At 25.5% G+C, this 23,261-nt stretch carries 25 protein-coding genes, 1 tRNA gene, 1 other RNA gene and 1 pseudogene; 2 read left to right on the forward strand and 26 right to left on the reverse strand.

Annotated elements, in window-relative coordinates; translation table 11 throughout:
- Window positions 1-641: 641 nt before the first annotated feature.
- The 4 genes from Q1J60_RS01230 to Q1J60_RS01245 form a co-directional block, all read right to left on the reverse strand.
- On the reverse strand, window positions 642-1,325 hold the full coding sequence (locus Q1J60_RS01230) for a deoxynucleoside kinase (protein ID WP_300257406.1): 684 nt from the start codon (window positions 1,323-1,325) through the stop codon (window positions 642-644).
- Window positions 1,326-1,344: 19 nt separating this feature from the next.
- Entirely contained in the window at window positions 1,345-2,283 is a 939-nt protein-coding gene (locus Q1J60_RS01235) for a GNAT family N-acetyltransferase (protein ID WP_300257409.1), read from the reverse strand.
- A 24-nt stretch (window positions 2,284-2,307) separates the two neighbouring features.
- Window positions 2,308-3,474, reverse strand: a complete 1,167-nt coding sequence (locus Q1J60_RS01240) for an MFS transporter (protein ID WP_300257410.1) — start codon at window positions 3,472-3,474, stop codon at window positions 2,308-2,310.
- Between the two features lie 287 nt (window positions 3,475-3,761).
- Window positions 3,762-4,523: a tRNA threonylcarbamoyladenosine dehydratase gene (locus tag Q1J60_RS01245; RefSeq protein WP_300257413.1), complete on the reverse strand. Its 762-nt coding sequence runs from the start codon at window positions 4,521-4,523 to the stop codon at window positions 3,762-3,764.
- A gap of 375 nt (window positions 4,524-4,898) precedes the next feature.
- On the opposite strand from Q1J60_RS01245, the gene Q1J60_RS01250 reads away from it, so the two are divergent.
- Entirely contained in the window at window positions 4,899-5,594 is a 696-nt protein-coding gene (locus Q1J60_RS01250) for a 5'-methylthioadenosine/adenosylhomocysteine nucleosidase (RefSeq protein WP_300257414.1), read from the forward strand.
- 94 nt (window positions 5,595-5,688) lie between these two features.
- Here the strand turns inward: Q1J60_RS01250 and Q1J60_RS01255 are convergent, their stop codons facing one another.
- The 8 genes from Q1J60_RS01255 to dnaX all read right to left on the reverse strand — a co-directional run bounded on the left by Q1J60_RS01255 (window position 5,689) and on the right by dnaX (window position 11,124).
- Window positions 5,689-5,871 carry a hypothetical protein gene (locus Q1J60_RS01255; RefSeq protein ID WP_300257416.1) on the reverse strand — a complete coding sequence of 61 codons (183 nt, stop codon included), beginning with the start codon at window positions 5,869-5,871 and terminating at the stop codon, window positions 5,689-5,691.
- A 68-nt stretch (window positions 5,872-5,939) separates the two neighbouring features.
- Complete coding sequence (locus Q1J60_RS01260; RefSeq protein WP_300257419.1) at window positions 5,940-6,119, reverse strand: hypothetical protein; 180 nt, start codon at window positions 6,117-6,119, stop codon at window positions 5,940-5,942.
- Between the two features lie 143 nt (window positions 6,120-6,262).
- Window positions 6,263-7,339 (reverse strand): hypothetical protein, encoded by a 1,077-nt coding sequence (locus tag Q1J60_RS01265; RefSeq protein WP_300257422.1) that lies wholly within the window; start codon window positions 7,337-7,339, stop codon window positions 6,263-6,265.
- A 275-nt stretch (window positions 7,340-7,614) separates the two neighbouring features.
- Entirely contained in the window at window positions 7,615-7,893 is a 279-nt protein-coding gene (locus Q1J60_RS01270) for a pro-sigmaK processing inhibitor BofA family protein (protein ID WP_300257425.1), read from the reverse strand.
- A gap of 17 nt (window positions 7,894-7,910) precedes the next feature.
- Window positions 7,911-8,189 carry a YaaL family protein gene (locus Q1J60_RS01275; protein WP_300257428.1) on the reverse strand — a complete coding sequence of 93 codons (279 nt, stop codon included), beginning with the start codon at window positions 8,187-8,189 and terminating at the stop codon, window positions 7,911-7,913.
- A 147-nt stretch (window positions 8,190-8,336) separates the two neighbouring features.
- On the reverse strand, window positions 8,337-8,933 hold the full coding sequence (gene recR / locus Q1J60_RS01280; protein WP_300257431.1) for a recombination mediator RecR: 597 nt from the start codon (window positions 8,931-8,933) through the stop codon (window positions 8,337-8,339).
- A 97-nt stretch (window positions 8,934-9,030) separates the two neighbouring features.
- Window positions 9,031-9,369: a YbaB/EbfC family nucleoid-associated protein gene (locus Q1J60_RS01285; RefSeq protein ID WP_003458189.1), complete on the reverse strand. Its 339-nt coding sequence runs from the start codon at window positions 9,367-9,369 to the stop codon at window positions 9,031-9,033.
- A 111-nt stretch (window positions 9,370-9,480) separates the two neighbouring features.
- Entirely contained in the window at window positions 9,481-11,124 is a 1,644-nt protein-coding gene (dnaX, locus tag Q1J60_RS01290) for a DNA polymerase III subunit gamma/tau (RefSeq protein ID WP_300257434.1), read from the reverse strand.
- A gap of 190 nt (window positions 11,125-11,314) precedes the next feature.
- Between dnaX and Q1J60_RS01295 the strand changes: the two genes are divergently transcribed.
- Entirely contained in the window at window positions 11,315-11,800 is a 486-nt protein-coding gene (locus Q1J60_RS01295; protein ID WP_300257437.1) for a dihydrofolate reductase, read from the forward strand.
- 75 nt (window positions 11,801-11,875) lie between these two features.
- On the opposite strand, the gene Q1J60_RS01300 is transcribed toward Q1J60_RS01295, so the two are convergent.
- The 14 genes and pseudogenes from Q1J60_RS01300 to Q1J60_RS01365 form a co-directional block, all read right to left on the reverse strand.
- Window positions 11,876-12,520 (reverse strand): ATP-binding cassette domain-containing protein, encoded by a 645-nt coding sequence (locus Q1J60_RS01300; protein WP_300257440.1) that lies wholly within the window; start codon window positions 12,518-12,520, stop codon window positions 11,876-11,878.
- Between the two features lie 27 nt (window positions 12,521-12,547).
- Window positions 12,548-13,300 (reverse strand): hypothetical protein, encoded by a 753-nt coding sequence (locus tag Q1J60_RS01305; protein WP_300257443.1) that lies wholly within the window; start codon window positions 13,298-13,300, stop codon window positions 12,548-12,550.
- A gap of 2 nt (window positions 13,301-13,302) precedes the next feature.
- On the reverse strand, window positions 13,303-13,737 hold the full coding sequence (locus Q1J60_RS01310; RefSeq protein WP_300257446.1) for a hypothetical protein: 435 nt from the start codon (window positions 13,735-13,737) through the stop codon (window positions 13,303-13,305).
- A gap of 346 nt (window positions 13,738-14,083) precedes the next feature.
- Window positions 14,084-14,887: a hypothetical protein gene (locus Q1J60_RS01315; RefSeq protein WP_300257448.1), complete on the reverse strand. Its 804-nt coding sequence runs from the start codon at window positions 14,885-14,887 to the stop codon at window positions 14,084-14,086.
- A 290-nt stretch (window positions 14,888-15,177) separates the two neighbouring features.
- Window positions 15,178-16,464, reverse strand: coding sequence for a branched-chain amino acid transport system II carrier protein (gene brnQ / locus Q1J60_RS01320; protein ID WP_300257450.1), 1,287 nt, complete (start codon window positions 16,462-16,464; stop codon window positions 15,178-15,180).
- A gap of 439 nt (window positions 16,465-16,903) precedes the next feature.
- Window positions 16,904-17,407: a hypothetical protein gene (locus Q1J60_RS01325; RefSeq protein ID WP_300257453.1), complete on the reverse strand. Its 504-nt coding sequence runs from the start codon at window positions 17,405-17,407 to the stop codon at window positions 16,904-16,906.
- A gap of 165 nt (window positions 17,408-17,572) precedes the next feature.
- Window positions 17,573-17,837, reverse strand: an RNA gene (gene ffs, locus Q1J60_RS01330) — signal recognition particle sRNA large type.
- A 2-nt stretch (window positions 17,838-17,839) separates the two neighbouring features.
- Window positions 17,840-17,929 (reverse strand) — tRNA-Ser (locus Q1J60_RS01335).
- A gap of 240 nt (window positions 17,930-18,169) precedes the next feature.
- Entirely contained in the window at window positions 18,170-18,958 is a 789-nt protein-coding gene (gene lgt / locus Q1J60_RS01340) for a prolipoprotein diacylglyceryl transferase (protein ID WP_300257456.1), read from the reverse strand.
- Between the two features lie 259 nt (window positions 18,959-19,217).
- Window positions 19,218-19,937, reverse strand: a complete 720-nt coding sequence (locus Q1J60_RS01345) for a TIGR03943 family putative permease subunit (protein ID WP_300257459.1) — start codon at window positions 19,935-19,937, stop codon at window positions 19,218-19,220.
- Window positions 19,938-19,949: 12 nt separating this feature from the next.
- Window positions 19,950-20,843, reverse strand: a complete 894-nt coding sequence (locus Q1J60_RS01350; protein ID WP_300257462.1) for a permease — start codon at window positions 20,841-20,843, stop codon at window positions 19,950-19,952.
- Window positions 20,844-20,845: 2 nt separating this feature from the next.
- Complete coding sequence (locus Q1J60_RS01355) at window positions 20,846-21,427, reverse strand: GTP-binding protein (protein ID WP_300257465.1); 582 nt, start codon at window positions 21,425-21,427, stop codon at window positions 20,846-20,848.
- Between the two features lie 19 nt (window positions 21,428-21,446).
- Window positions 21,447-22,373 (reverse strand): CobW family GTP-binding protein, encoded by a 927-nt coding sequence (locus tag Q1J60_RS01360; protein WP_300257467.1) that lies wholly within the window; start codon window positions 22,371-22,373, stop codon window positions 21,447-21,449.
- 322 nt (window positions 22,374-22,695) lie between these two features.
- Window positions 22,696-23,104: pseudogene (locus tag Q1J60_RS01365) on the reverse strand (pirin family protein); the annotation flags it as partial.
- Window positions 23,105-23,261: the final 157 nt, after the last annotated feature.

The raw sequence follows: 23,261 nt of genomic DNA on the forward strand, positions 1-23,261 counted from the left end.
CGTTCATCCTGAGCCAGGATCAAACTCTCAATTTAAAAGTTTAATCTATACTCATATTACTTATAAAAGAATTGCTGGTTTATGTTAATATCTTCTGTTTAATTTTCAAAGACCATTTCTTTATCGCCCTCAAGCGACTTCTTTAGTTTAACATCACTTTCAAACTTTGTCAACTTTTTTTTAAAAAAACTTTTTAAGTTATTTTCTTTCAACTTATTGTCTTTTTTTGTTGTCTGTCCTCAATGACAGATATTATCTTAGCATTATTTCTTTAATTTAATTTAAATTTCGCTTTAATTTTCGAAAAACATCCAATTTAATCTTTTAAATTCTTTTATTTCCTCTGCATATCATGTATTGATACACCTGGAAAAGTTTATAGTTATTATATTCAACTAACATTCATTTATTTATAGTTTACTATGATATAACTCTTATAAAACCATATAATTTTTATCAATTATCATAATTATCTTTTACCCAAATCGTTAATCACTAAAACACTAACAGCATCAATTATTAATTATAATTACCTTTTTCTTTTAAAATATTAATAAAATCACATAACTTAAATACAAAATACTTTATAGTATAAAATAAGAAGAGAATAATAAAATATCCTCTTCTTATTTTAAATAAACTTATTTATTATTTTCTAATTCGCTTAATTTTTCATCTATAAGTTTTAAAACATATTCTTTATGCTCTGGCACATTTTCAAAATCTAATTTATCAACATTTATTTTTAATATAGGAGAGACATTGTAGTCTTCAAAATACTTTCTATACTCACTATTAAGTTTTTCCCAATATTCTCTTTCAACTACTTGCTCGTAATCTCTACCTCTTTTTTTAATTCTCTTCATGGCTTCATCTACTGATATTTCTAGATATACCATTAATTTAGGTGCTTTAACATGTTCTAGCATATTTTCTAAAAGCTCTTTATATAATTCAAACTCTTCAACTGTCATTTCTCCCTTTTCACATAGCATCTTAGCAAATATAACATCTCCGTATATACTTCTATCCATAACTGAATTCTCTACAAGTCCAGCTTCCTTTATATGCTTGAATCTTTTATTTAAAAAGAATACTTGAAGTGGAAAAGAATACCTATTCCTATCATAATAGAATTTTTCTAATATAGGATTGTCCACTACAGGCTCTTCATAAGCTATTAATCCTCTCTCTGCTAATATGTTCATTAAAGTGCTTTTGCCTACTCCAACAACTCCATCAACAACTATCATTTCCCAATTTCCTCCTCTATCTATCCTATCTAGTATTTCTCTGTAAAGATTATTTTTCGTATTTAGAGACAATATTGTTCCTCCTTAAGCCTTATAAGTCATTGTTCACCTTATAAAATATTTTATGATCTTTCCATTCACCATTAATGTATAAATATTTTTCACTAATACCTAATTCATTAAATCCACAAGCTTTTAACACTCCTTGAGATCTATAATTCTCAATTAAGGTTGAAGCTTCTAGTCTATGCAATCCCATTTCTTCAAAAGCATAGCTACATACTGTGTTTAGCACTTCTTTCATATAGCCTTTTCCCTGATACTCCTTATCTATGGAGTATCCAACAAAGGCATTTCTTAATATTCCATAGACTATATTAGATAATTTTATTTTTCCTATCAATTTTTCATCTTTAAATATACCTAAATCAATTGAAGTTCCATCTATAAACTGTCTAAAACTTTCTGTTAAAATTTCCTTTTGTCCTTCATAAGTATAGAAACCACTATCTCTAGTAGGCTCATACTGTCTTAAATGCTCTTCATTTCTTATATAATAATCAAGCATTTCTTCTGTATTCTCTGGAGTTAAATTTCTAAGGATTAATCTTTCAGTATTTAATTGAAACTGAACTAATTTAACCTTATCATTAAAATCATTTATATTTATTCCCATAATATATTCATCTTTCTGAATACCATTATTATATACATTATCAGATAATATACCCTCAATCATAAAACCTAAATCTAAATAAGCATTAAAATTATTGATATCTGAAACAAAAAGATTAATCTTATATATGTCTTTTTTAGCAAATAAACCCTTTAAAATCTTTTTTAAAGTCTCTTTCATAAGTTTATAGTTATCTTCCTTGTAAAACCTAAACTTAACATCAACTTTTTTATTTTTACTATCTAACTCCTTCAAGAAAAATCTACCTAGTATTATGCCAACTTTATCTTTTACAACGTATTCTCTATCATTTCCTCTTATTGCTTCTATAAATACATTATTATCAAAAGACATACTCTACTCTCCAATTTATATTTTTTACTTTACTAACTTTTTCTTAGTATTTAAGTATAAGTAGAACATTAAAATGGCAGATAAAATCGCACTTGCAGGTATAATATAAAATGCCTTATCTGGTCCAATACTTTCATTTAACAATCCAATTACTTTATTAAGAATCATACCAACTAAACTAGCTGATGTTATTATAATACCTGTAATATATGCAACATTCTTATCAAAAACCTTACTAATAGTTAAAACCGTAGTTGGAAATGTTATTGAGAAAAATAATCCTGATACAGATATTATCACCATACCATTTCTACCCAATACTAAACCTAAGATACAAAGTGCAGCTCCTATTATTAATGTTTTATATAATATATTGAAATATCCTCTTTTTTCTACTACAAATCCACCAAACAATCTTCCTATGGTAAATATAGCAAAAAATAGTGATAAATACATTCCTGCCTTTTGCTCATTTATATTATAACCATACTTCATATAATTTACGAACCAATTTGATATACCTTGCTCTGTAAATACATATAATCCTAAGGCAAGCATATATGCAACTACTACCTTATTTGATAAAGCTTCTATTATGCTCATCTTATCTTTTTCTTTAACTACTTCAGTTCTAGGTATTTTAACAAATATAAAGCATATAAATACTGCTAAATAAACTAATCCTACAAAGAAATATATAGTTCTCCAGTTAACCCCTCTTGCAGTTAATGAACCAAATAATCCTTGGCCAACTGAAGATCCTAACCCATAACAAGCATGCATAACATTCATTATTACATTTTGTGCCGTTAATACTAATATAGGAAGAACTGTGTTACATGATATTGCAACCATTGCTATACCCGCACTACTTATTACCATTCCTGTATACAGCATTAAATAGTTTTTTGTAAAAGATAAAAATACAAGTGATAAAAATATCACCATCAATCCAGTTAAAAATACCCTTTTCTGTCCAAACTTTTCGCAAAGCATTCCACCTATAAATGTTAATAACATATAAGCAGCTGAAGTAGAAATAAGTAAATTACTTATAGTATTGTCGTTAACTCCAAATTCCTGTTTAAATACCGGTATGAATATACCCTTAGTATTTTCAACTATAGCTGCTAAAATCATCATTATAAATAGAAAAGCTAATGCAACATAATTTTGCTTTTTACTGCTCATTATTACTTCTCCTTATTATTTAAAATAAATAAAATTTAGTTAAATCTATATTATTAAAATATACTACTTTAAATAATAAAATATAAAATTTATAGTAGTTATTTATAAAATCAAAACATAAAAATTATACCATAAAAAGTATTGAATAGTACCTAATTATATGTACTTACTATACATAATTAAAAACTTCTTTATATTTTAAAATCTAAAACTTTTATAAATAGAAAATGGGACTGCATCAAAATAAATTTTGTTGTTATATTTTGATACATCCCAATTTTTCTATATTAAATATATTCTTTTATTAAATCTTTAACTACTTCTGATGCTATTATCATACCAGCTACTGGAGGTACGAAAGATATACTTCCTGGTATCTGTCTTTTAGATGAACATTTTTTAGTTCCTCCAGTACAAACACATCCTGTTTTACAAGTAACTACATCTTCAACCTTTGGTTTTCTAGGCATTTCTTCTGAATAAACAACTTTTAACTTCTTAACTCCTCTTTTTCTAAGTTCATATCTCATAACTTTAGCTAATGGGCATACTTTTGTATTATATATATCAGCTACTTTAAATTCTGCTGGATTCAATTTATTTCCAGTGCCCATTGAACTTATAAGTTTTATTCCTTTTTGTTCACAATAAACAGCAAGAGCTATCTTAGCTGAAACAGTATCAATGGCATCTACTACATAGTCTACATCATCTGGTATTATTTCTTTTAAGTTATCTTTTGTAACAAAAACTTGTATAGTTTCCACATTACAATTTCTATTTACTGAAAGAACTCTTTCTTTCATAACTTCTACTTTGTTTTTACTTATAGTTTTATATGTAGCATGTATTTGTCTGTTTAAATTTGTTAAACAAACAGTATCATCATCAACTAAAATTAAGTTTCCTACCCCCGCTCTAGCTAAAGCTTCTACAGTAAAACTTCCTACTCCACCAACTCCAAATACCATAACTTTGCTATTTGCTAATTTATCTAAAGCATCTTTACCTATTAGTAATTCTGTTCTTGATAATGAATGTTGTAACATAAAATTTCTCTCCTTCTTAAGTTAATAAAATTTCCCCTATGTTAATCCTCTATAATATGTTCTAAAATAAATATCTCAAATTTATAATACTTATTCTTATATTTAATAAACACACAAATTCATTAATATTATATACATTCTACTTAATATAAATAAAGTTTTTCATTTATATTAACATATAATTTTTTTAAAAATTCATTTCTCTATAGAAAATTTATATAAAATTTCTAGATTAAGCCCTAATTTAGATAAATTCTAATAAAGAACAAAATAATAAAGTGAGTTTTTAATTTGATTTAGTTTCTAAATTTCTATGATATGATCTTTTTTTAATATATAATAACTTTATGAATTTAATTTGAGGAGGAATTTAAAATGACTTTAGGAATAATCGCTGCTATGAGCGAAGAATTAGAAATTCTTTTAAAAGACATGGAAGTAAAATCTAAAGAAACTAAGGCTAATATGACTTTCCACCAAGGTACTCTTTGGGGTCAAGAGGTTATAGCCGTTGTATGTGGTATAGGTAAGGTTAATGCTGCTGTTTGTACTCAAATATTAATAAGTGAGTACAAGGTTGATAAAGTTATAAACGTTGGTGTTGCTGGTGGTATAGGTATGGAAATATATCCAGGTGATGTTGTTATAGCTAATTCACTAGTTCAATATGATATGGATACATCTGCCTTTGGAGATCCTATAGGACAAATCCCTAGATTAGATACATTTGATTTTAAATGTTCACAAGAATTAGTTGACCTTTGCGAAGAAGCTTGTAAAGAAAATGAAGAAATAAAGAGCTTCACTGGAAGAATAGTTACTGGTGATCAATTTGTTGCTAATGTAGAAAAAGTTAAATGGTTAGAAGAAGAATTCGGAGCTTTTGCTTGTGAAATGGAAGGTGGAAGTATAGCTCATGTTTGTTACTTAAACAACATTCCATTCGTTATTATAAGATCAATATCTGATAATGCAAATAATGGAGCACATATGGACTTTTCTGAATTTACAGCTATAGGAGTTAAAAACTCTACTTCAATATTAAAATCAATGATTTTAAAAATGGCTTAATATAAAAAATTATTAAAATAAGTTCTATTATATTAAAAAACAAAAATGGAGTTTATCAAAAGTTATTTTAATAAACTCCATTTTTAAATATAAATTAAATCATATCCTGTAAAATGTTGAATTTACTTTCAATTTCCTTTTCACAAGTTCCATTATGAAACTCATTACAATTTAAACAGCTTTTACAAGAATTCATTGAAGATACTGCTTCTCTATGTCTAGCTGAATAATCAACACAGTTTTCAGCTATATCTATAAATTCTTCACTAATAGCCATACAAATTCTCCTTTCTCAGAACAATACTATATACTTAGTATTTTCTAAGAAAGTTTTTTTATACTAAATTATTCCTCTTCATCATTCCAAAATAAAACTGACTCTGTTTCTCTACAGTATTTTACACATATGCATTGTCCTAAATTTCTAGGACAAAGTCTACAAAGACAAGTTTTTTCTGTTCCATCACATCTATTATTCTTAAAATCTATACAATACTTACAATTTATACTTGTTCCAACAGCCATAACAAACCTCCTGTTTCTCTCTTACATATAATTTAAAGTATATCACTTTTAATCTTTTCTTTAAAATATAAGTTTAAAACAAAAAGATTTTTATAAATATTATATTTGCTTAAGTTCTAAGTTTTAAAAGATAATTACTAGAATTAAATATACTCATCTATGCAAGGTTGAATTTCATTACAAACTTTAATATTATCTTCTATTAAATCCTTATTTAATATCTTTCTCCTATATAAAAGTTCTAGAAAAACAAACAATAAAACCATAGAAATTAAAGATACTATATTAACTATAAAAGTTCCATTAACATAACTTACACTTGAAATAAGCATTATAATTAAATATCCTACGGCAGGCATAAATGTAAAACCAATTAATAAACTCATAAAAATATAAATAAAATATCTAGGTATTTCAAAAAAATATGGTCTACATAAATATTTTAAATTCATTATTTTTAAAAGTAAGCTTGAAAGATAAATAAGTAATAATGAAATTAATACTAAAATTATTATAAGAATAAACTGTCTCCATAAAGAAAAGGAATTTATCTCAAAATTTAAATTTAATAAATTAAAAGTCAATATTATTTTATCCCCAATAAAATTTAAAAAGTTTCTTATCCAAATAAGTCTATCACTAATTAAAAGCTCACTTACTGAAAAGATTAAAATTAAACCTTCAATAAAAAATATTGGAAATATTCCAGCAAACAATCTATCCTTGATAATTAAATTCATAGTAAAAATTATTGAAGTAAATAATAAACCTAATGTTATAAAATAAAGAAAACTTATAATTAACTTATCTAAATTAAAAATATTTCTATATGGTATATAAAAAATCAATTTTATAAATATGTTAATTAGTATAGGTATTAGAGAAACTCCATAAATTAAAATAATTTTAGAAAATAAATATTTCTTTGTATCCTCCTCTCCCATAGCTAAAGTTGCTTTCAACTCATTTTCTTTATCATGAAATAAAAATCCAACACTCCAAACTAAAAATAAAAATAATAAAAATTTATCTATATTTCCCATAGAAAAACATTCATTTATTATGGAAATATCTAAATTCTCTTGACTAGCCTGAAAAAAGTGTCTTATCATACTGTAATTTCCCATTAAAAAGAAAAAAGATATTCCTAAAACTATTAATCCTCTAATACCTCTAGACCTATATTTACCTAAAATTAAGTTATTAAATAAATCCTTCATAAACTTCTCCATTCACTAAAGTATAAATTCTCTATAAATATACTTTTATAAATATATTTTTATGATTTTTATTTCTTTAAGTGGCAAATTTTATTTTAAAACATATATTAATATAAAGAATGATTAATTACTTCTTCATTTTTTTGACTACTCCTCTCCTTAGAAAAGGAAGAAGTTTTTAATACATTCCTTGCTTACTTTGCAAGTTTCCTCCCATCTAAAAATAAAAAAACAGGTGATTTCACCTGTTTTTTTATTTATATAAATATTTATATTTATCTAACAAAAACTTGGAATAATATCATTAAAATTACTCCAGGTATACCTAAAATACCTGCTATTAAAGCAGTTAATAAGTTTATTCCTATAGTTATACCAAAATAAGCTCCAAAGTAATTAACAATCATAAGTAATATAGCACCCAAAATACTATTAATAACTAAGCCTATTATTTTCCCTATTGATCCAAATATTAATCTTAAAATTAATACTGCAACAAGCACTCCTACAACTAAAAGAATTATATCATCTAGGGATAAAGCTCCTATATCCATAAATCTACCACCTTTTTTCAAATTATACTTATTGTAGAATTCTTAAATATATGTTCCATGCTAACTTTTATACCTCTTTTTTTAGCTTCTCTTAATAGATATTCATATCTAGCATTAATATCTTGTTCTTTATATATTAAAGATTCTATAAGTTTATCATCACAAGCATTTTGAAAAGCTGATCTTGCAACCTCCATTTCTAGTATGGTTTGTTCAATAGCTTTTAATATCTCTTCATCTTGATTTAAATAATCTATTTTTTTTATTAAGTAATCAGAAATTTTCTTTTTATCCATAACTAACACCTCCAACTTATTCTCTTGGAATTATTTCCAATATATACAAGTTATATTCAGATGTTATAAAAATTTATTACTACTTATTCAATTTAAATAATTATATAAATTGATTTTAATATTAATACATAATCAAATTAAAATTCCTTATATAACAGTTCTACCTTCTAAAGCTTTAGATAAAGTTACCTCATCTGCATACTCTAAATCTCCTCCTACTGGGATTCCTGCTGCTATTCTAGTTACTTTAACATCTAATGGCTTTAATATCTTTGAAATATACATAGCTGTAGCTTCTCCTTCAATAGTTGGGTTTGTAGCTACAATAACTTCTTTTATATCTCCGCTCATTCTTGCCACTAATTCTCTTATTCTTATATCCTGTGGCCCTCTCCCTTGCATTGGAGAAATAGTTCCATGTAAAACATGATATAAACCATTAAATTCTTTAACCTTTTCCATTGTCATTATATCTTTAGGTTGCTCAACAACACATATTATATCTTTTTCTCTATTAGGATTTGAACATATTGCACATGGATCTGTATCTGTAAAGTTACCACATACAGAACAATATTTAATAGTTCCTCTTGCTTTTATTAAAGCATTTGCAAATTCCTCTACCTCGTCCTTTGGCAAATTTAAAATATGTAAAGTTAATCTTTGCGCTGATTTTTTCCCTATACTTGGTAACTTAGCAAACTCTTCAATTAACTTTTCTATAGCTACTGGATAAAATTCCATCCTTTTTCCTCCTATTATTAAAACTAAATTCTCTATATTTATAAAAAACTCCGCTGAGAAATTTCAGCAGAGTTTTTAAATTTAATAAGTATTTCTATTAGAATAATCCTGGCATTCCCATTCCACCAGTTAATTTACCCATCTTTTCTGAAGTTTCTTCAGAAGCTTTTTCTAAAGCTTGCTTAACAGCTGAGAAAACTAGATCTTCTAACATTTCAACATCATCTGGATCTACAACTTCTGGCTTTATATTAAGTGCGATTAATTCTTTCTTTCCGTTAACTTTTGCAACAACTGCACCACCGCCAGCTGAACCTTCAAATTCTGATGCTTCGATTTCCTCTTGCATTGATTGCATTTGTTTTTGAAGCATTTGTGCTTGCTTCATTAAATTATTCATATTTCCCATTCCGCCTGGAAATCCACCTCTTGCCATACTTACATCCTCCTTAAAAATTAACTCCTTAATATTATATAGTATTTTTGAAAAATTTACTATAATATTAGATTATATGCTTAATCATTATTATTTGCTTATAATTTTATTCTATTCTTCAACTATTTCTAGACCATCACCCATAATTCCTGAAAGTCTAGCTTCTAAATCAGCTTCCTCAGCTTTTTCCTCTTCAGTTCCTTGTTCAATACTATATACAACTCTTACAGGTTCCTTTAAAACTTCTGAAAATATATCATTTACTATTTTAGAGAAATCATTTTTTTCAAGTCTTTCTTTATTATGTCTATATTCATAAGTATATCTAAATTCAACAATACCTTTATTACAAGAAACATTGCTTATACCCTTTGCTAAAGCGATATAAACCATATACTTTCCTCTACTCTTAAAGGTTTCAAGTATATCTTTCCAAACCTTTCTTAAATACTCTGGTGTTAGAGTTGAATTTTCATTTACAACTTCTTGATTATTTAAACTTTTTGAAACATTTTGTTGTCTATTATTTAAATCTTTCTTATTTGAAGATTCATTTGAAACTTGTGATTTAAACTCTTCTAAATTAGTATTAACCTTTATGTTTCCACTTTTTATTACTTGTTCTAATTTATTTATTCTTGCAAGCATAACTTCTTTAGAAGTATCATACTCTATTTTGCACATTTTTATTACTGCAAGTTCTAGATAAACTCTAGCCTGTTTACTAAGTTTAGCCTCCTCATCACATTCTTGCACAATTCTTATGCATCTCATAATTTCTTCAACCTTTAACTTAGCACCTTGCACTTTAAGTTTTTCTATATTTTCTTCAGCAGTATCTAAAACTTCCTCTGGATTTGAAGTTACCTTTATCATAAGTAAGTTTCTATAATGAACTATTAAATCCTTTATAAATAGAGTCATATCCTTTCCTGTAAGAACTAATTCTTCTATTATTTCCATAGCACTTTCTATATCTCTTTTTATTATAGAATCCACTATTTTAAATAAATTATCATTAGTTACAAGACCTAACATAGAAACTAATTCATCATAATCAACCTTACCATCCCCTATAGAAATAGCCTGATCTAATATACTTAAGGAATCTCTCATAGCTCCATCAGATACTCTAGCAACAAGGTCTAAGCTCTTATCATCACAGAATATCCCTTGCTCAGTAACTATTTTTCTTAATCTTCCCGTTATATCTTTTCTACTAATTCTTTTGAAGTCAAATCTTTGACACCTCGATAGTATAGTTATAGGTAATTTTTGAGGATCTGTTGTAGCCAATATAAATACTACATTCTTTGGTGGCTCTTCTAAAGTCTTTAAAAAAGCATTAACTGCCCCAATAGAAAGCATGTGAACCTCATCCATTATGTAGACTTTAAACCTAGCTTCTTGAGGTGGGTATTGAACATCATCAATTATATCTCTTATGTTATCTACCCCATTGTTTGAAGCTGCATCAAGTTCAGTTATATCTATCGCTAATCCTTCATTTATTTTTTTACACATCTCACACTGATTACAAGGCTCTCCGTCTTTTAAATCCAGACAGTTTAAAGCCTTAGCCATTACCTTAGCTGTAGAGGTTTTACCAGTTCCTCTAGTACCACAAAATAAATATGCATGAGCTGTTCTTTCATTTATTATCTGATTTTTTAATGTAGTGGTTATATGCTCTTGACCTACAACATCATTAAAGGTTTGTGGTCTCCACTCTCTATACAAAGCTTTATATGCCAAATTATTCACCTCTCTAAGCCTGTATTAACATATAATTATTATACATCAAAACAAGCCATAATACCTATCACACTTATTTTATATTTTTCTTAGTTAAACCATTATATCATGATTAATATTTTATTCTTTAAAAATAAATATATAATTATATTAATAATATTTTTATGTTAACCTTGAAAGGATTTTTTATATGTTTTCTATAATTGTTGCCAAAAGTATTAATAATATCATTGGAGTTAATAACAAAATGCCTTGGAATATTCCATCTGATTTAAAAAGATTTAAAGAACTTACTATGGGAAAAAAAATATTAATGGGAAGAAAAACTTTTGAATCTCTTCCTTTTGTTTTACCAGGGAGAACTCATTTAGTATTAACTAAAAACAAAGATTTTTCTTATAATCATAAGGACATAATTATTTATAATGATTTAAATAAGCTTATTTCTGAATATAAAAATAGCATTGAAGAAATATTTGTAATAGGTGGTGGAAAAATATATTCTGAGCTTTTAAAATATACTTCAAAATTATATATAACTGAAGTTTTAAAGGAATATAAAGGAGATACTTATTTCCCTAAAGTAGATTATTCAGAATGGATAAAAACTTATGAAAGTTCTATTTATGAAGAGAATTATACTAAATTTAAATATGTAATATATGAAATTTTATAAAACATAATAAAACCGAATATATTTTAATTGAAAAATATCAATAAAATATATTCGGTAAATAATATTAAAAACAAATTATATTCTTTCGCTCAAAACTCCATTTTGCATAGTGTATACACAATCACATATTTCATCTATATCATCACTGTTATGACTTGCTAATAAGATTGTAACAGAGTTAGACTTTAGCTTTAATAAAATTTCTCTAATTTGTTTTACACCTTCTGAATCAAGACCATTCATAGGTTCATCAAGTATCAATAGTTTAGGATTCTCCATAAGAGCTTGGGCAATACCTAATCTTTGCTTCATACCTAAAGAAAATTTCTTTACTGTTTTTTTATCTTCAGGATCTAGCCCTACTAAAGCGATTGTTTCTTTTATTCTTTCATCACTTATTTTATTGTTTATACTAGCTAATATCTTTAAATTTTTAAAAGCAGAATATTGAAGTAAAAATCCAGGATTTTCAATAATCATTCCTACATCATTTGGAAAACTTCCATTCTTTATAACTTTATCAAATACAGTTATACTACCTTCTGTTGTATTAATTAAACCGCAAATAGCTTTAAATAACATACTTTTTCCCGATCCATTCCTACCAACTATTCCATATGCTTTCCCACTCTCAAGTTGTAAATTAACTTTATTAAGTACTTTTGTACCTTTTATATCTTTTGTTAAGTTAGAAATTTCTACAACATTTCTATTTCCCATGTATTTTTTCCTCCTACCCATATATATTTAATACGTAATATCTAATAAATCTCTCTTTACTATTAATCTATTAATAATAACTAAATTAATAAATATAAGTATTCCTAAAAATATAAATGACCAACTATAACTAAAATTATAAATTATATGTTTTGATAATATCCCTTGATTTAATGGAATAAACTTATCTATATCAAAAATATTTCCTATGGAAATTGATACATAAAATTCTACTATTAAAATTAAAAATGATTTAATGTGACTTTTAGTAACCATTATATTAAAAATATACACAGTTATAGAGTAGTAACTTGATAATGATAATAATACAACAATTTGTAAAGTATCAATTATATTGCTAAAATTAAAACCTTTATTTAATATAGCTATAAATATAAATTCAATAAAAGTTCCTAAAGCAAAATATATAATACAAGCTAAAAAGCATGTAATTTGTAAACAGATATTCCAATACTGTTTATTTCCTAATCGTGGTATAACATAGATACTCCTTGTACTAAGTTCATTAAATATATAATTTCCAATAATATATATTAAAAAAGCTTGATAAAATGTCCATGTAAATATTTCAGATATATTATCTAAATTAATTGGTCCAGCAAATATAACTTCAAGAGTTTCATTAAAACTAAATTTGGAATCATAATTATTAATTTTTACTGAAAAAACATAAATAAAAATAACAATTATAAAAATTAAATTTTTAATGGAAAATATTGATCTTAAATTAGCACTTATAATATTTAAATATTTTTTCATATCTAATCACCCAAATTACAATCTTTCTTCTTAGTCAATACAAAACCTATAAAAGAAACTAATAATATTAAAATTATCCAATAACATAATCTTGATATTATATAAGTGCCATTAGTTACTTCAATTGCTTTAGAATTTAATATGTAAATATTATTAGTGAATAATAATTTACTATTATCAATAGCCATATTAATACCATTTAATATAATTATTAAAATAAAAGAAAGAGCTCTTTTTTTAAAAATTATATTAAATACAATAAATAAAATAGAAATAAAAACTAAGTATAACATAACAAAGATATTAGTAATAAATACATATGATATAGGAGTTAAACTCTCAGTAACAAGCTTAACAGTATCATCGGCAAAATCTAAGTTTATTTTATTTGAACTTATATCCCAAAAGTATTCACTCCATGAATTATCAAAACTCATAAAACTTCCCATTAGTATAGATATAATATTTATAGCTATAAGGAACATTATAGAAAAAATTAAAGCTGTAAGTATATTTGCTATATACATTTCTTGCCTTGAAGCAAATTTAATACTTAAATAATTATAAAAATTCTTTTTCTCAAAAATATTGTAAATCATAATTAAAAAAATTAAACTTGTGAAATAAAATAATGCTAAATATGAAAAGTTAGACCAAATAAAATCATAAACATTATAACTTCTACCATCAAAAATTAATGATAATAACAATGAAAACTGATAAATTACTAATATAGTAAAAAATATTAATAATTTTGTAGAATGAATTTTAAATGATATATAATTATAAATCCTTTTCATTTTTAATAACCACTCCTATATAAAATAAAGCTACTCCTACAATAAATATTAATAATGGATAAATTACTACATTTGGAAGGGTGGTCATAGATCTTTTCAAAGAGATAACTCTCGCTAAATGAAAATCAAATATCCTATTAATTCCCAACATTTCTACTATAGTTCCACAAAGAATATAATAAAAGAATGGAATAATTAAAACTAAATATCTATTTTTAACCCAAGCTGATATACCTAAAGCTAATGTTGCTGTAACCATATACGCTATACTAAATAATAAAATAATTATTAAAGCATATATTAATCTTGTATCTCTCGAATCAAGTAAATAACTTAATGGTCCATTTATATTATTAGTATAAGAAGCAATCTTAGGATTTCTAATACCAACTGCAACTACTAAAAAAATAAGCATAAAAAGACTTGATGTCCCTGCAACTAATGCACTAGAAATACTATTTACTATAACTTTAATAGAAACATATTTTTTTAATGGCATCCTTGTATAAATAAACTTTGTGAATCCACTTTCTTTTTCTTGTAAGTATGAATCTGAAAATATAATAGTTGCTAATAGCGGAAATACTATAACTATAGTACTTGACATTACGGTTAAAAAAGCATCTATTGCATCAAAAGTTGGATATTGAGAAATATACCTTATTGATTCAAAGCCAAAATCTTTCATAAATACTGCAATCAAAATCCCTAGTGTAATTGAAAAAGATATAATAGCATTTTTTCCAAACAAAGCTCTTTTCAATTCGTTTTTAAAATAATATTTCAAATTTAAAACACATCCTTCATCTTCTAAAATGTAGTTTATCTTGTAAAAATAACTCAACTATAAATCATATTTTCAATAAAAATTTTATATTTTTACACCTTTTTTGTAAACAAATTAACATTTAACCATATTTTTTCATTTATTTTATTTTATTTTTATTTTTTTAATTTTTATTTTATAAAATAAATAAAGATATTTATAAAATCTATTTCAAATTTATAAATATCTTTATTTTTTTCATAAATATATTACTATTTAACTAATTATATGTTACGTAGGTTTATAATAATTTAATAAGTTTCTTCTAAAGATATAACTTCTCTTTTTCTAAATACTAACCATGCTATTAATCCTCCAACTATAGCTGGTAAAACCCAGTTAAATCCTAGGTTTGCAAGAGGTAACTTATGAACAAATTCAATTTTTATTCCTAAGCTATCAATTACAGTAAGTAAGCTTATTAAAAGAGTTACATAAGTAGCTCCCTTTACCACTGCATCATTTGGAATGAATTTTTCAAATATACTAATTACTACTAATAATATAGAAACTGGATAAATTAAGCTTAGTACAGGTACTGCAATTTCTATTATTTTATCTACTCCTAAATTAGAAGCTAATGCACTAAATACACATATTGCTATTACTATATATTTGTATTTTAATTTTTTGTTAGAGACATCTTCAAAATATTTAGCTGTAACAGAAGTTAATCCTACAGCTGTTGTAAGGCAAGCAATTCCTATTACTATGGATAACATAATAGTACCTGTTGATCCTAAAATTATATTAGTTATATTCATAAGTAATGTTGTTTGAGAAATACTGCTATCATATAAAGTTGAAGAGGTAGCCCCTAAAAATGTTAATCCTCCATAAACAATAGCAAGTCCAATGCATGCAATTAAAGCTGATTTTATTGTAAGTATTCTTTTTTCTTTTTTATTTTTATAACCCTTGCTTACAAATGATGACATTACAAGAGCTACAATCCCTCCAATTCCTAAAGCATCCATTGTTTGATATCCCTGAGTAATTCCATTCATAAATAAATTACCTGAATTAACTTTTTCTAAATCCCCAATAGGATTTATAATCCCCTTTATTATTAATACTGCTAATGATATAAGTAATAATGGTGTTAAAACCTTTCCAATTATATCCATAACCTTATTAGGCTTTATTGTAAGCGCAAAAACTATTAAAAAGAATATTACTGAAAATACATATGGGTTTATATTTCCTAAAAGTGGAGAAATACTCATTTCAAATGTTGTTGCTGCAGTCCTTGGCACTACTAATATAGGTCCTAAACAAAGCATCATTAAAATTTCTAAGGTAATACCAAACTTCTTACCTGCTCTTCCAACAACACCTTGGAAAGATCCTGCCTTAGAAACTGCAACTATGGATAAAAATATTATTCCTACGTCTGATATTATGAATCCTAAAAAACTAATTAACCATTCACTTCCTGATGTTAATCCTATGTATGGAGGAAATATTAGATTTCCAGCTCCAAAGAATATAGAGAATAATGCAAATCCTATTATCAATATATCTTTCTTCTTGTTCATTTTTTACAACCCCAATCTAATTAATTTATAATTTTTCATATAAAAAAGCCACATAGTGTAAAACTATGTGGCCTTAGTGCCTTAAATAAAAAGCCACATAGTGTTTATCTATGTGGCTCTACATGCATTTTAAAATTAGCCATCATAGATACAAACTTCTAGTTTGCATCTATGAATCTTATATATCATAAACGCAAACTTAACTATAATAGCTAAAGTAAAATATATTTAATTTTAAAGCTCTAGTTAAGTTTATTTTTTTCATATTACCATACTCTCCAAATTTTAATTTATTATCTTAATAGTATTTTAATTGTTAAATAATAAAAAGTCAATGAAAATTAATAATATAGTATCAAAAAAACCTCAAAAAATATATAAATAAAATAAATATCTTAAAATATTAACTTATTTATTCTAATAACTAACATTATTTAACTTAGCACCCAGCATAGTAAACTAATATTTTATCTACTATATTAGATACCGCCTTATTACTTTCTATAAAAACATTTGCATTACTCTTTATAATTTCTTCATCATCAGAATTTTTCATAGCCTCTAAAGAAACTTTTGCATTATTTAAATGATATAATATATCATCATTATATAAAATAAATTCCTCAGGAACATTTAAACCTTTAAAATCTGATATTAAACACTGAAAAAAATTATTTGATTTCTCTAACTGTTCAATCATTGTATCATTTAATTTCCCTGTTTCAGATATTGTTCTCATATTTTTTATAGATCCATCTACTCTCATATTAATAATAGTTGACGAAATTTTTTCTATATACTCTTCTTCATCTTTCCGTTTCTCTTCTTCTATATTTTTTCCTATAGAAATATTGGCTGCATTTTTTTTAACGTTTGTGCTACATCCCAAAACTAAAACCGATAAAGTTCCCCATAGTATTACTACTAAAAGTTTTCTTCCCATAACTTCCTCCGTAAATTTATATTTTTGTCATAAGCATATGTACATAATTATATCAATAAGTCTAAAATTTTTTATTAATATTATGTAAACATATGGAAAATATAATTTTACAAAATAAAAAAAACTTTTAACATAATCAGTTAAAAGCTTAAATACATAATAAAACCGTGCACCTCACTTCGACAATAACTTATGAACGTTACCTATGCAGTTAGCTCAAGCCAGACGTATCCACGGCACATGAAAATGACTGCTTATCGCTGCTTCCTTCCAGACCTGACGAGGTTCACAGGTTTCCATTGCGTGGGGCCCAACTCTCAACACCACTTACATAGGGCAGACTCCACAAGTTAGAGCCTCTATGAGGACTTCGATCCTGCTATAGCGGATTGCAAGTTACAGGGCACCGCTAACTCCCCATCTAGCACGGCATGGCGGAGAGAGAGGGATTTGAACCCTCGGTAGAGTTTCCCCTACACACGCGTTCCAGGCGTGCTCCTTCGACCACTCGGACATCTCTCCATGAGAAATATTAATTTGTAATACTTTTTAATTCTAACATATAAGTCTAACCAATTCAATACTGAAAACTTAATTATAATTATATAAATAAAATCGGTATAAATTAGAAATTTTATTTATATAAATTTTTATAATATATTTATTTTAATCTAAAAACTTAAAAATGAGCTGTATCATAACTTAAGAAGAAATTTCGAAACCATAATTTCTATATAAATTTGATACAACTCTCATATAAATCTAATTTGTAAATATACCTTTTCTCCTTTTCTTTCCTCTTGAAACAATTATTATTATTGCCACAATTCCGATTATAATTCCTAATAAGCTAACTAATTGAGCAACTCTAATATTCATAAAATATAAGCTATCTGTTCTTAATCCTTCAATAAAAAATCTTCCTAGAGAATATAAGAATATATATGAGGAAATAACTACTCCTTTATATCTATTGGTAATATTATATAAAATTATCATAAGCAAAATAGCTACAAATATATCCCATATACTTTCATATAAAAATGTAGGATGGTAATATGCTCTATTTATACACATACCTTTTTGAATAAATTCAGGAAATTTACTGATAAACTCACTAGTAACTTGTCCACCATGAGCTTCTTGGTTAAAGAAGTTTCCCCATCTGCCTATTCCTTGAGCTAATATAAAAGCTGGTGCCACAATATCTGCATAGGCTAAAAAATCTACTTTTTTAACTTTACAATAAATAACTGCGGTTAAGAAGGCTCCTATTATTCCACCATGAATTGCTAATCCACCTTGTCTTATGTTTATCATATCCCAAAAGCTATGATAATTTTCAAACTCAAAAAGCACATAATATGCTCTAGCCCCTATAATAGCAAAAGGAAAGCACCACAAAAATAAATCAAGAACAACATCAAAGTTTAAATTTTTTTTCTTTGCATTAATTCTTACTAAGGTCATTGCAATTAGAATTCCTAATGCTATCATTATGCCATACCATCTTACTTGAAAACTACCAATCGAAAATGCTACTGGATTCATCTAATCTCTCCTATTCTTTTTAATTTTTTATAATAATACTACAGTAAAATTGTTAAGTAAATATGTATCATTCTCATTTAAATAAAAATATTATAAAAAAACTTAATAATAATCCCTGTAATATCCAAGTATTATTATTAAGCTTCTACACCACTTTATTATCTATTTAAAATCTACTTTAAACTAGTATTGATTTTTAATCATATATACATATATAAGTTAATTATCCAAGAATTTTTTCATTTTTTATTACTTAAATTTACTGTAATGTATCTGTATAAAATACATTTATAAATGGAATTTCAATCTCTTCTCCAGCACTATTTTTAATCTTTTTAGATTCAACTAATCCCTTAACTTTTATTTCACTTCCATTTTTTAAATCTGGCAAATCACCCTTGCATAATACTCCTAAATATACTGAATCAACTATGCAGCAAGTCATATCTATTTGGGTAATTGCAAATTCGTCTTTTTCATATAATTCACTAACATATAAAAGACCTTCTATAGAAATTTCTTTTCCTACAAAATCTTCTAAATTAAGAATTAATTCTTCTAAAGAGCTATGAAAATTTTTCTCTGTAAATACCAAAGTTTCTGTATTATTTATTTTTTCATCAGAGTGCACATGATTATGCTCATTCTCTCTATGTCTATCATGATATAACTTAACTCCTTTTAAGTTTAATGAAACCTGATTAATATTTAATCCATTAGCTATATTTAAAATAACTAAAGCAAAAATAAAAATTAAATATCCACATTTAAAACTCCTTCTAGTTGATGTTTTAAAAATATTGAAAAATTGTATAACTAGAAGTAAAAATAGTAATATTATAGCTAAAATTACATATACCTTCATATCTCTTGATATAATCATAAAAATCTTTTCACTTATAAACATTTTTATTATTAAGTATTCAAAGCAAAATAATATAAGAAACCATATGAATTCACTAAAATTAAATTTTCTCATAAAGGCTCCTCCTTAAAATATCAAAGCTGAAGCTATGAAGCAAAGTGAAAATACCACAAATAAAAGTTTAATTACAAAAGATTTTTTAAATATAGAAAATAACATTATTGTATTTTTTAAATCTATCATTGGACCTATAATCAAGAATCCCATTATTGATCCTAAAGAAAATCTATTCATAAATGTACTAGCAACAAATGCATCTGCCTCTGAGCATAATGAAATTAAGAATGAAAAAGCCATAAGCATTATTATTGATAATACTGCACTATTTTCAAAACAAAAAATAATTTCCCTAGGAACAAAGGTTTGAAATATTGCAGCTAAAGTTGCTCCAACTATAAAATATTTTCCTATATCGTAAAATTCTAATGATATATGCTTTAAAAGTCTTATTGGTTTACTAGAATTATCATATATTTCTGAACATCCACAAAGACATTTTCCTTGTAACTCACTATCAATATTTTCTATTAAAATATTATTTTCTCCACTTAAACAAAGCATAAGTAATCCAGCTATAACAGCTATTAAGAAGCCAACTCCAACTCTTAACAATACTACCTTTATGTTTCCATCAAAGGCATAATATGTTGATAATATAGTCAATGGATTAACTATAGGAGCAGCTAACATATAAGTTATAGCTACATTAAAAGGCACCTTTTTATTTAATAATCCTTTTGTTATAGGTACTGTTGCACATTCACAAACTGGTAAAAAAACTCCTACTACTCCAGCTTGAATCGATCCTAATAATTTATTTTTAGATATGATTTTATTAAATATATTATTTGAAATATAAACTTGCATAAAGGAAGCTAACACTGCCCCTATAAGTATAAAAGGCAGTGCTTCTATTACTATACTAGAAAAAACTATAGAAAATTTATTTAAAAGCTCCATACTTATCCCATAATCCTGTTTATAAGTCTTTCTTTGTTAAAGTTCATATTAGTTCCTTCCTTACCTGTACAATTAACTATATGTGCATTCTGATTAAATCTTTCTATCATATCTTTGTATTCTTTTAAAGCATTTTCATTTATTTCATTACATTTATTTAAAACAATAAGATTACTTAGTGATATGTTTGGTATTATCATTGACGGTATATTCTTTAAAAACATATTAAAAGTTGTAATATCAATTAAATTAACTATAATCCCAATCTTTAAATATTCCTTAAGTCTACTATTTGTAGCTTTTTCTATAAACTTTTTAGTTTGACTAACCCCATTACATTCAATAAATACTCTCTTAGGTGCATAAAATTTTATACTTCTTATTAAATCATCTTCCTTTAACTCATCCATACTAGAAAACTTTTTTATATTAATATTCTTTCTACTTATTAATTCTTCATGTCCAAGCTCACATTGTATTACTAGCACCTCATCCTTAGAAAAATCATCTAATATGTGATTTATGAAGGATGTTTTTCCTGATGATAAAAAACCTGTTATCAAATCAACTGAACATTTTTTCACATAACCATCTCCCTTATTTTTAAGAAAATAGTTTATCTATACTATCTTTATTTAAATTTTTTCCTATAACACAAACTCTACCTGTATAATCGCTTTTATAATTAACAATAGAAATATCATTTGGTACAAAATCAAATTTAAACCACTTGTTATCTGCAGATTTTATTATTCCCTTTGCTCTTAAAACCTCACCATGTTTATTATTTTGAAATTCACTTAAAATTTTTACTAACTCAGAATATTCAAAGGTTTTTGGTGTCTCCACGCCCCAATCCTCAAAAAATTCTGGTGCTGAAACTCTCCTTAATCCTATTTTTTTAGGTTTCTTAATATTTATATTGTCTATTAAACTTTCAACTTTTTTCTCTGAAACTTGAATTATTCTTTCTGGACTTAACTTGCTTAACTCAGTAGTTATAATATTAGCTTTATTATTTATTGTTTTTATAACATTACAAACACTAGTAATTTCATTATCAGAAATTTTTTCTATTCTAGTTAATATTATTGTGTTTGCATTTACTAATTGGCTTTTGTAAAAATCTCCAAAGTTTTTCATATACACGTGAAAATTTTGAGCATCAACCATGGTTATTTTCATATTTATTCTTAAGCCTTCTATATGAGCTTCTTTTATAGATTCAAGAACTTGAGAAAAATTAGCCACTCCTGAAGGTTCAATTATAATTCTATCTGGTCTATAATTTGATATTATATCTAATATATTTTGCTTAAAATCTCCCTTTATAGTGCAACATATACACCCAGAATTAATTTCTTTCACTTCAATTCTTCTATCTTTAAGTAAATCTCCATCAATTCCAACTTCTCCATATTCATTTTCCACAATAGCTACTTTTTCATCTTTTACTAAGGTATCTAAAAGCTTTTTTATTAAAGTGGTTTTGCCAGCACCTAAAAATCCTGAAATTATATCTACTTTCATTAAAATCCTCCTAATATAAAAATACGATCTGTTAAGTTAAATTAAGATTAAAAGTATGATTTTAAATTTTTATTTATCATTCCAAAATTCTAAAATCTATATAATAAAAGAAATAATTGAATTCTATATAATTAAATTCTTTTAAAATATCTTAAAATTATATAAATAATACTCTTATTGATTATATTCTGAAGAATAATTGATTATTACTTTAATTAATAATCAATATAAATAGCTAAATATAATGATTGGTAGTAAATTTATGATATAATTTTAAATATTATATTTAATTTATATAAATTTAATAGATTCATCACCATTTTTTTCCCGAGACTATATTTAACAATTTATTTTCTCTTAAGTCCCAATCAAACTTATAATCTCCATAATTAGGTTTATATCCTTATTTGTCTGGATAAATCAATATTTATAAAAGTATTAACATTTCATCTCTATTGTTATACTCACTATGTAAAACTCCTGTTCCTGAACTCATATATTGAACATTTCCTCTTGTAAAACTTCTTTTATTTCTCATACTATCTACATGAGTTATTTCTCCTGAAACAATATAAGAAACTATTTCCATGTTTTGATGTTGATGTGTACAAATCCCGTACTTGGTTTTATTAAATAATCATTTATCCAAATAAAATGTTATGTGAATTATAGTATTCTGAAAAAGAGAAGTAGAATGAACTCTGAAGCCATCCTAAATCCCTTTTATCCATATCAGATTTTATTAACGTATTTTTTTCTTCATCTGATAAAACTGTTAATCCAAACTCCTTTATTGTCTTATATTCTTTTTTATTAACTTGTTGTCTAGCTCTAAAATCTATTAATGTTTTCAAATTTAAATTATCTTTTATACTCTAAAATTTATTT

The organism is Clostridium sp., assembly GCF_029258205.1.
Taxonomy (GTDB): Bacteria; Bacillota; Clostridia; order Clostridiales; family Clostridiaceae; genus Sarcina.

Coding starts and splice junctions, on each gene's coding strand:
- Q1J60_RS01235 (WP_300257409.1), bottom strand. CDS start 2,283: ATGTCTTTTGATAATAATGTATTTATAGAAGCAATAAGAGGAAATGAT.
- Q1J60_RS01240 (WP_300257410.1), bottom strand. CDS start 3,474: ATGAGCAGTAAAAAGCAAAATTATGTTGCATTAGCTTTTCTATTTATA.
- Q1J60_RS01245 (WP_300257413.1), bottom strand. CDS start 4,523: ATGTTACAACATTCATTATCAAGAACAGAATTACTAATAGGTAAAGAT.
- Q1J60_RS01250 (WP_300257414.1), top strand. CDS start 4,899: ATGACTTTAGGAATAATCGCTGCTATGAGCGAAGAATTAGAAATTCTT.
- Q1J60_RS01255 (WP_300257416.1), bottom strand. CDS start 5,871: ATGGCTATTAGTGAAGAATTTATAGATATAGCTGAAAACTGTGTTGAT.
- Q1J60_RS01260 (WP_300257419.1), bottom strand. CDS start 6,119: ATGGCTGTTGGAACAAGTATAAATTGTAAGTATTGTATAGATTTTAAG.
- Q1J60_RS01265 (WP_300257422.1), bottom strand. CDS start 7,339: ATGAAGGATTTATTTAATAACTTAATTTTAGGTAAATATAGGTCTAGA.
- Q1J60_RS01270 (WP_300257425.1), bottom strand. CDS start 7,893: ATGGATATAGGAGCTTTATCCCTAGATGATATAATTCTTTTAGTTGTA.
- Q1J60_RS01275 (WP_300257428.1), bottom strand. CDS start 8,189: ATGGATAAAAAGAAAATTTCTGATTACTTAATAAAAAAAATAGATTAT.
- recR (WP_300257431.1), bottom strand. CDS start 8,933: ATGGAATTTTATCCAGTAGCTATAGAAAAGTTAATTGAAGAGTTTGCT.
- Q1J60_RS01285 (WP_003458189.1), bottom strand. CDS start 9,369: ATGGCAAGAGGTGGATTTCCAGGCGGAATGGGAAATATGAATAATTTA.
- Q1J60_RS01295 (WP_300257437.1), top strand. CDS start 11,315: ATGTTTTCTATAATTGTTGCCAAAAGTATTAATAATATCATTGGAGTT.
- Q1J60_RS01300 (WP_300257440.1), bottom strand. CDS start 12,520: ATGGGAAATAGAAATGTTGTAGAAATTTCTAACTTAACAAAAGATATA.
- Q1J60_RS01305 (WP_300257443.1), bottom strand. CDS start 13,300: ATGAAAAAATATTTAAATATTATAAGTGCTAATTTAAGATCAATATTT.
- Q1J60_RS01310 (WP_300257446.1), bottom strand. CDS start 13,737: ATGAGTTTTGATAATTCATGGAGTGAATACTTTTGGGATATAAGTTCA.
- brnQ (WP_300257450.1), bottom strand. CDS start 16,464: ATGAACAAGAAGAAAGATATATTGATAATAGGATTTGCATTATTCTCT.
- Q1J60_RS01325 (WP_300257453.1), bottom strand. CDS start 17,407: ATGGGAAGAAAACTTTTAGTAGTAATACTATGGGGAACTTTATCGGTT.
- lgt (WP_300257456.1), bottom strand. CDS start 18,958: ATGAATCCAGTAGCATTTTCGATTGGTAGTTTTCAAGTAAGATGGTAT.
- Q1J60_RS01345 (WP_300257459.1), bottom strand. CDS start 19,937: ATGAGAAAATTTAATTTTAGTGAATTCATATGGTTTCTTATATTATTT.
- Q1J60_RS01350 (WP_300257462.1), bottom strand. CDS start 20,843: ATGGAGCTTTTAAATAAATTTTCTATAGTTTTTTCTAGTATAGTAATA.
- Q1J60_RS01360 (WP_300257467.1), bottom strand. CDS start 22,373: ATGAAAGTAGATATAATTTCAGGATTTTTAGGTGCTGGCAAAACCACT.